Here is a 7199-nt window from a genome sequence, read left to right as displayed (position 1 = left end):
CCGTGCCTCTGCTCACCTTTACCGCCTGGCAACTGGCGGCCGGAGGACTTCTGCTCGTTCCAGTAGCTTTAGTGTTTGATCCGCCAATCCCGATGCCTACAGGAACCAATGTTCTCGGCCTGGCGTGGCTCGGCCTGATCGGAGCGGGTTTAACCTACTTCCTTTGGTTCCGGGGGATCTCGCGACTCGAACCTACAGTTGTTTCCTTACTGGGCTTTCTCAGCCCGGGGACCGCCGTGTTGCTAGGATGGTTGTTCTTGGATCAGACGCTGAGTGCGCTTCAAATCATCGGCGTCCTGCTCGTGATCGGGAGTATCTGGCTGGGCCAACGTTCCAACCGCACTCCTAGGGCGCGTATAGCTTGCCGGAAGTCGCCTTGACCCGCATGGCATAGGCCTATCGTTTCCACGATCAGCGATCGGCTCGTTGCCCTGCGCCGCTCCAAAGCCCGCGACGCAGCGCCGGCAGGCAGAGCAAGTAGAGGGCAGCGCCTGCAATCCATGCCCACCCGTTCCACGTTGTTATAGAAGCCGCATAGATCGCCGTGAAGAGGAGGGGTCCGACGATCGAGGTCAGGCTGGTGAGCGCCGCCAGTGAGCCTTGCAGCTGCCCCTGACGTTCCTCATCCACCTGCCTGGACAACATTGCTTGCAGCGCCGGCATTCCGATGCCACCCGAAGCAAGCAGGACCATGATCGGGAACGCCATCCATCCCCGTGTCGCGAAGGCAAGCAGGATGTAGCCTGTGCCGTCGGCAATCATTCCGAGCATGAGTGCCCGCCTTTCGCCGAGCCGGGCGGCTACAGGGCCGGTGATCATTGCCTGGGCGAGTGAATGCAGAATGCCAAATGCGGCAAGCGAAATGCCGATCGTGGTCGCGTCCCAGTGAAAGCGATCCTCGCCGAAAATGACCCAAAGCGCGGCCGGCACCTGTCCGACAAGTTGCATGATGAAGAAGACCGCCATCAGGGCGGCGACGACGGTCATGCCCCGGGCCCACCGGAACGAAGCGAGCGGGTTGAGAGCCTCCCGGCGTAACGGCCGGCGTTCGCCTTTGTGCGACTCCGGCAAAAGGAAACAGCCCGTCAGGAAATTGAGGCCGTTCAAGGCTGCCGCGGCGAAGAACGGAGCGTGGGGGGAGAAACCGCCCATCAGCCCACCGAGCACAGGTCCCGCGACCATCCCGAACCCGAAACAGGCGCTCATGAAGCCGAAGTGCCGCGCGCGCTCATCGCCATCAGTGATATCGGCAATATAAGCGCCGGCTACCGCCCCAGTCGCCCCGGTGATGCCGGCCACGATCCGCCCGATATAGAGAACCCAAAGGAAAGGCGTCGTCGCCATGATGGCGTAGTCGACAGCAGCGCCGGCCAGCGAGACGAGCAAGACCGGCCGCCGCCCGAAACGATCCGACAGCGCGCCCAGCACAGGTGCGCAGGCAAATTGCATCAACGCATACAGCGCCAGCAGAATGCCATAGTGGGCGGTGACGTCGTTCGAGTGAACCAGATCGCGCAGGAGGCCCGGCAGCACCGGCATAATCAGGCCGATGCCGACAGCGTCGAGCGCGACAGTGCTCAGAATTACGATCAGGGGTCTGTTGGGTTTCACGTCTGGCCTCCGGACCAGCCTCCGCTGGTCCGATTGAACGCGCGGATTCTTTATCACTGATAAGTTGGTGGACATATTATGTTTATCAGTGATAAAGTGTCAAGCATGACAAAGTTGCAGCCGAATACAGTGATCCGTGCCGCCCTGGACCTGTTGAACGAGGTCGGCGTAGACGGTCTGACGACACGCAAACTGGCGGAACGGTTGGGGGTTCAGCAGCCGGCGCTTTACTGGCACTTCAGGAACAAGCGGGCGCTGCTCGACGCACTGGCCGAAGCCATGCTGGCGGAGAATCATACGCATTCGGTGCCGAGAGCCGACGACGACTGGCGCTCATTTCTGATCGGGAATGCCCGCAGCTTCAGGCAGGCGCTGCTCGCCTACCGCGATGGCGCGCGCATCCATGCCGGCACGCGACCGGGCGCACCGCAGATGGAAACGGCCGACGCGCAGCTTCGCTTCCTCTGCGAGGCGGGTTTTTCGGCCGGGGACGCCGTCAATGCGCTGATGACAATCAGCTACTTCACTGTTGGGGCCGTGCTTGAGGAGCAGGCCGGCGGCACCGTTGAACAGGCTCCGCTCTCGCCGCTGTTGCGGGCCGCGATAGACGCCTTCGACGAAGCCGATCCGGACGCAGCGTTCGAGCAGGGACTCGCGGTGATTGTCGATGGATTGGCGAAAAGGAGGCTCGTTGTCAGGAACGTTGAAGGACCGAGAAAGGGTGACGATTGATCAGGACCGCTGCCGGAGCGCAACCCACTCACTACAGCAGAGCCATGTAGACAACATCCCCTCCCCCTTTCCACCGCGTCAGACGCCCGTAGCAGCCCGCTACGGGCTTTTTCATGCCCTGCCCTAGCGTCCAAGCCTCACGGCCGCGCTCGGCCTCTCTGGCGGCCTTCTGGCGCTCCTGCTGCGGCGTCCGCTCGTGGGCCGTGGCGCGGGTCCGCGCGCCGGCCTCGTGCGCCTGGCGCTCGCGGGCGAGGTCCAGGGCGGCCGTCTTCACGTTCTGCCTTGCGCAGATGAGATAGGAGAGCATGAAAAACCTCGGGGCAGCCATCGAATGATGCCATCTACAGGGGTTAAAATAACCACCATCATTTCATAACAATACCTGCTGACTATGAAGATCTACGTCATCAAAATAGCAGTTCATGGAGTCAGTCCGATGGTCTGGCGTCGGCTGAGAATTGCTGCCGACACGTCACTGGCCGCGCTTCACTTCATTTTCCAGATAGTGCAGGGCTGGGGGGACGACCATCTCCATCAATTTCACATTTATGGCAAAGATTACGGTATCTCCTACGAAGGAGGCATCGGTTTTGTCGATAATCCGTTCCGGGTCGTGATTGATGATTTTGCTTTTGATGCTGGCGATCGCTTTACCTATGAATACAATTTCTTTGAGCACTGGCTTCATGACATTCGTGTTGAGGCCATTTATGAAAACTCTACGCTGAAAGCGCCGTTTTGTATAAGCGGCCATGGTATGCCCGGAGCCACAGCTGCGGATGAGTTCGATAAAACCCTGGCGTTTCTTGAAGCTATCGTTAATGCGGATGATGAAACAACGGTCGGCGAGATCCGCCCTTTTGCTGACGACCTGGATGCTGTCAGGTTCAACCGCCACAAAATCAACCGGCAACTGAGCAGGCTCGACCTTGCATCTCCGGTACTGGAGCCTGAAGTTATCTGGCTGGGCCGTCGTCGCTGACTGATGTCTATAAAGGTATACGTTTTCAGCATGCCTCTCAGATCCCCGAAAAAATGTCTATAAACCTCCCTAAATCAGTGTTTATGGGGTCGGTTCCGGCTGAGGGCGAAATGACACCCTAAGCGTTAGCTCTGTGTCGTTGCACGATGTCAGCGACGGTATTCTTGCTGATACCGAGCTCGCGTGCGATCCAGCGATAGCTGCGTCCCTCGGCCCTCATCGCAACCACCTTAGGCAAAAGTCGGTCTGATTTTGGTCGCACTCCGGCCTGACGACCAAGCCTCTTACCACGTGCCTTCGCAACAGCAAGGCCTGACTTGACCCGCTCGCTGATGAGATCCCGCTCAAACTCCGCAATGCCGGAAAGAAACGTCGCCAGCATTCGTCCATACGGCGACGAAAGATCGAACGCCATTCCATTCATGGCTATCACGGAAACCTTCCAGTTCTCCAGTTCACGTAGCGTATTGAGCAGATCGAGCGTCGAGCGCCCCCACCGGGAAAGCTCAGTGACCAGGATTGCATCAATTTGTCTGGACTGGGCAAGCGCCAGGACTTTCTTTCGCTCGGCCCGGTCGAGTTTAGTTCCTGAACCTGTTTCCTTAAATATTCCCACCACGTCGTAGCCGGCACGGCCGGCGAAGGCTCGCAGATCAAATTCCTGGCGTTCACAAGACTGATCCGCTGTTGAAACCCGGCAGTAAATGGCGGCACGATGTCCCAATTGAACCCTCCTGGATTTTTGTATCGGAACGCCCTGATTTATATGGGCTGGCTGTTGTCCAAAACAGACTATACTTCAAAAGGGACGAATTTGTATGTCACGACGCCATATTTTCACCGAACGGCAGCGAGCAGCGCTGTTCGATCTGCCCACGGACGAACTGTCGCTACTGAAGTTCTACACGCTGGGCGATGATGACCTGGAAAACATTAGGCAGCGCCGCAGACCGGAAAACAGGATTGGCTTTGCCCTGCAACTTTGTGCCTTACGATATCCGGGCCGTGCACTGGCTCCTGGTGAGATGATCCCGCGTGAAGTCCTTTCCTTCGTCGGTGCTCAGCTTGGAGTTCCGGCTGATGCGCTTCTCACTTATGCCACACGGCGCCAAACCCGTCAGCAGCACATGGACACGCTGCGCGAAATTTACGGCTACAAGACCTTCACGGGCCGTGGTGCCCGTGATCTGCGGGAGTGGACTTTCGGCCAGGCCGAAGATGCCAGATCAAACGAGGATCTTGCTCATCGTTTTATTGTGCGGTGTCGGGAAACTTCCACCATTCTGCCCGCAGTATCGACAATCGAGCGCTTGTGCGCGGATGCTCTGGTCGCCGCTGAGCGGCGGATTGAAACGCGGATTGCGGAAAATTTAACAGCGGATGTTCGCGATCACCTGGACAAACTTCTGAGTGAAATGCTCGCCGGCAATATCAGTCGTTTCATCTGGCTTCGCAACTTCGAGGTTGGTAACAACTCGGCTGCTGCTAACCGTTTGCTCGACAGGCTCGAATTTCTGCGTACCCTGAATATCAATCATAGTGCTTTGGCCAGCATACCTGCCCATCGCATTGCCCGGCTGCGTCGGCAGGGTGAACGCTACTTCACCGACGGTTTGCGTGACATCACTTCGGACCGCCGCTGGGCGATCCTTGCCGTCTGTGTTGTGGAGTGGGAAGCGGCGATTGCTGATGCCATAGTCGAAACCCATGACAGGATCGTAGGAAAAACCTGGCGGGAAGCGAAGCGCCAGCATGACGAAACAATTTCCGGCTCTAAAGCCACACTCACGGATACGATCCGTACCTTCACCGCGCTGGGAGCTTCGTTGCTTGAGGCCCGCAGTGACGGAACCCCGCTGGAGATGGCTGTCGCCAGTTCGGTTGCATGGGACCGGCTCGCTCAACTGGTAGCGACAGGGACTCAACTCAGCAACACGCTAGCCGATGAGCCTCTTGCATATGTCGGGCAGGGATACCATCGCTTTCGTCGTTATGCGCCCCGCATGTTGCGCTGTCTGAAGCTCGAAGCCGCGCCGGTCGCCGGACCATTGGTAGCAGCAGCTTTGTCGATCGGAGAGATGAAAGGTGTTGCATCGCCAGAAAGGCGTTTCCTGCGGCCCAGCTCCAAATGGAACCGTCATTTACGAGCTCAGGAAAAAGGAGATACCCGTCTTTGGGAAGTGGCGGTACTCTTTCACCTCCGGGATGCTTTTCGTTCCGGAGATGTCTGGCTCGCTCATTCGCGCCGCTATGGTGACCTCAAGCAGGTACTGGTGCCGATGATCGCGGCGCAGGAAAATGCAAAACTGGCCGTGCCTTCCAACCCACAGGATTGGCTGGCAGACAGAAAGGCGCGACTCACGATCGCTCTTAAGCGGCTGGCCCGGGCTGCCCGTAACGGCACTATTCCGCACGGTAGCATAGAAGATGGAACGTTGCGGATCGACAGGTTGACAGCAGACGTGCCGGATGGTGCCGAGGCACTCATACTGGATCTGTATCGCCGAATGCCGTCCGTTCGGATTACCGACATGCTGCTTGAAGTTGATGCAGCCCTTGGTTTCACAGATGCGTTTACCCATCTGAGAACCGGGGCTCCATGTCGCGACCGGATCGGTCTGCTCAACGTCCTGCTCGCTGAAGGGCTCAATCTGGGCCTGCGTAAGATGGCGGAAGCTACAAACACGCATGATTACTGGCAGCTCTCACGCCTTGCCCGCTGGCATGTTGAAAGCGAAGCCATGAACCAGGCATTGGCAATTGTGGTGGCCGCGCAGGGTAAACTGCCGATGTCACGCGTCTGGGGGATGGGCACGTCAGCATCGAGCGATGGTCAGTTTTTCCCGACAGCGCGGCATGGCGAAGCCATGAACATGGTCAATGCCAAATATGGTTCTGTTCCCGGCCTCAAAGCGTATACTCACGTAAGCGACCAGTTCGCGCCATTCGCTTGTCAGTCGATCCCGGCGACCGTGAGCGAGGCACCGTATATTCTCGATGGACTACTGATGAACGAGGTCGGTCGCCATGTTCGCGAACAGTATGCCGATACAGCAGGATTCACCGACCATTTGTTCGGAGCCAGTAGCCTGCTCGGCTACAATCTCGTTCTGCGAATCAGGGATCTGCCATCGAAGCGGTTGTACGTATTTAATCCCGATACGACCCCCAGGGAGTTACGCAAGTTGGTAGGTGGAAAAGCCCGGGAGGATCTTATCGTTGCGAACTGGCCTGATATTTTCCGTTGTGCCGCGACGATGACCGCTGGCAAAATCAGGCCCAGCCAACTCCTGCGCAAGCTCGCTTCTTACCCACGACAAAACAACCTTGCAGTTGCGCTTCGTGAAGTTGGTCGTATTGAACGGACCCTTTTCATTATTGAGTGGATCCTGGATACGGACATGCAGCGGCGTGCTCAGATCGGTCTTAACAAGGGAGAGGCCCACCATGCGCTCAAAAATGCGCTCCGTATCGGGAGGCAGGGGGAAATTCGCGATCGCACGACAGAGGGGCAGCACTACCGAATCGCTGGGCTCAATTTATTGACTGCGGTGATCATTTACTGGAATACCGTCCATCTTGGTCATGCCGTCACGGAGCGGCGGAACGAAGGGTTGGATGTTCCCCCTGAATTTCTTCCCCACATATCCCCATTGGGCTGGGCGCACATTCTACTGACTGGCGAATATCTTTGGCCCAAGGAACCGAAAGCTTAGGGTGTCATTTCGCCCTCAGCCGGAACCGACCCCTTTATGGATTATTCTTTAAATCTCTATGATGTTTAAAGACCTTCCGGAGGTTTTGCGTGCAATATGCCTACATCAGGGTAAGCTCGGCCGATCAGAATACGGCCCGTCAGGAAGAGGCATTGTCA

Annotated in this window: 7 protein-coding genes; 4 read left to right on the top strand and 3 right to left on the bottom strand. The window is 57.5% G+C overall.

What is annotated here, in order from left to right:
* Positions 1–380 (top strand): DMT family transporter (locus ACSIPU_RS29700; RefSeq protein WP_077135732.1); only part of this gene is annotated, 380 nt, incomplete at its 5' end.
* A gap of 31 nt (positions 381–411) precedes the next feature.
* Here ACSIPU_RS29700 and tet(A) read toward each other — a convergent pair.
* On the bottom strand, positions 412–1611 hold the full coding sequence (gene tet(A) / locus ACSIPU_RS29695; RefSeq protein WP_001493765.1) for a tetracycline efflux MFS transporter Tet(A): 1200 nt from the start codon (positions 1609–1611) through the stop codon (positions 412–414).
* A gap of 105 nt (positions 1612–1716) precedes the next feature.
* On the opposite strand from tet(A), the gene tetR(A) reads away from it, so the two are divergent.
* Positions 1717–2343 (top strand): tetracycline resistance transcriptional repressor TetR(A), encoded by a 627-nt coding sequence (gene tetR(A) / locus ACSIPU_RS29690; RefSeq protein WP_158696483.1) that lies wholly within the window; start codon positions 1717–1719, stop codon positions 2341–2343.
* A 31-nt stretch (positions 2344–2374) separates the two neighbouring features.
* Here tetR(A) and ACSIPU_RS29685 read toward each other — a convergent pair whose 3' ends face one another.
* Positions 2375–2650 (bottom strand): relaxase, encoded by a 276-nt coding sequence (locus ACSIPU_RS29685; RefSeq protein WP_152922203.1) that lies wholly within the window; start codon positions 2648–2650, stop codon positions 2375–2377.
* Between the two features lie 84 nt (positions 2651–2734).
* Here ACSIPU_RS29685 and ACSIPU_RS29680 point away from each other — a divergent pair, with 84 nt between their 5' ends.
* Positions 2735–3325, top strand: a complete 591-nt coding sequence (locus tag ACSIPU_RS29680; protein ID WP_012477564.1) for a plasmid pRiA4b ORF-3 family protein — start codon at positions 2735–2737, stop codon at positions 3323–3325.
* Between the two features lie 118 nt (positions 3326–3443).
* Here ACSIPU_RS29680 and ACSIPU_RS29675 read toward each other — a convergent pair whose 3' ends face one another.
* A complete protein-coding gene (locus ACSIPU_RS29675) occupies positions 3444–4049 on the bottom strand; it encodes a recombinase family protein (RefSeq protein ID WP_000509966.1) in 606 nt (201 codons plus the stop codon).
* Positions 4050–4143: 94 nt separating this feature from the next.
* On the opposite strand from ACSIPU_RS29675, the gene ACSIPU_RS29670 reads away from it, so the two are divergent.
* Positions 4144–7041, top strand: coding sequence for a Tn3-like element Tn5403 family transposase (locus ACSIPU_RS29670; RefSeq protein WP_001553819.1), 2898 nt, complete (start codon positions 4144–4146; stop codon positions 7039–7041).
* Positions 7042–7199: the final 158 nt, after the last annotated feature.

It is taken from the genome of Klebsiella sp. HN106 (assembly GCF_051209435.1).
Taxonomy (GTDB): Bacteria; Pseudomonadota; Gammaproteobacteria; order Enterobacterales; family Enterobacteriaceae; genus Klebsiella; species Klebsiella oxytoca.
The sequence above is the reverse complement of the archived record's forward strand: the minus strand, read 5'-3'. Positions and strand labels throughout refer to the sequence as shown.

Excerpts from the sequence above, each read along its gene's own strand:
- ACSIPU_RS29680 (WP_012477564.1), top strand. The coding sequence starts at position 2,735 with ATGAAGATCTACGTCATCAAAATAGCAGTTCATGGAGTCAGTCCGATG.
- ACSIPU_RS29685 (WP_152922203.1), bottom strand. The coding sequence starts at position 2,650 with ATGCTCTCCTATCTCATCTGCGCAAGGCAGAACGTGAAGACGGCCGCC.
- ACSIPU_RS29670 (WP_001553819.1), top strand. The coding sequence starts at position 4,144 with ATGTCACGACGCCATATTTTCACCGAACGGCAGCGAGCAGCGCTGTTC.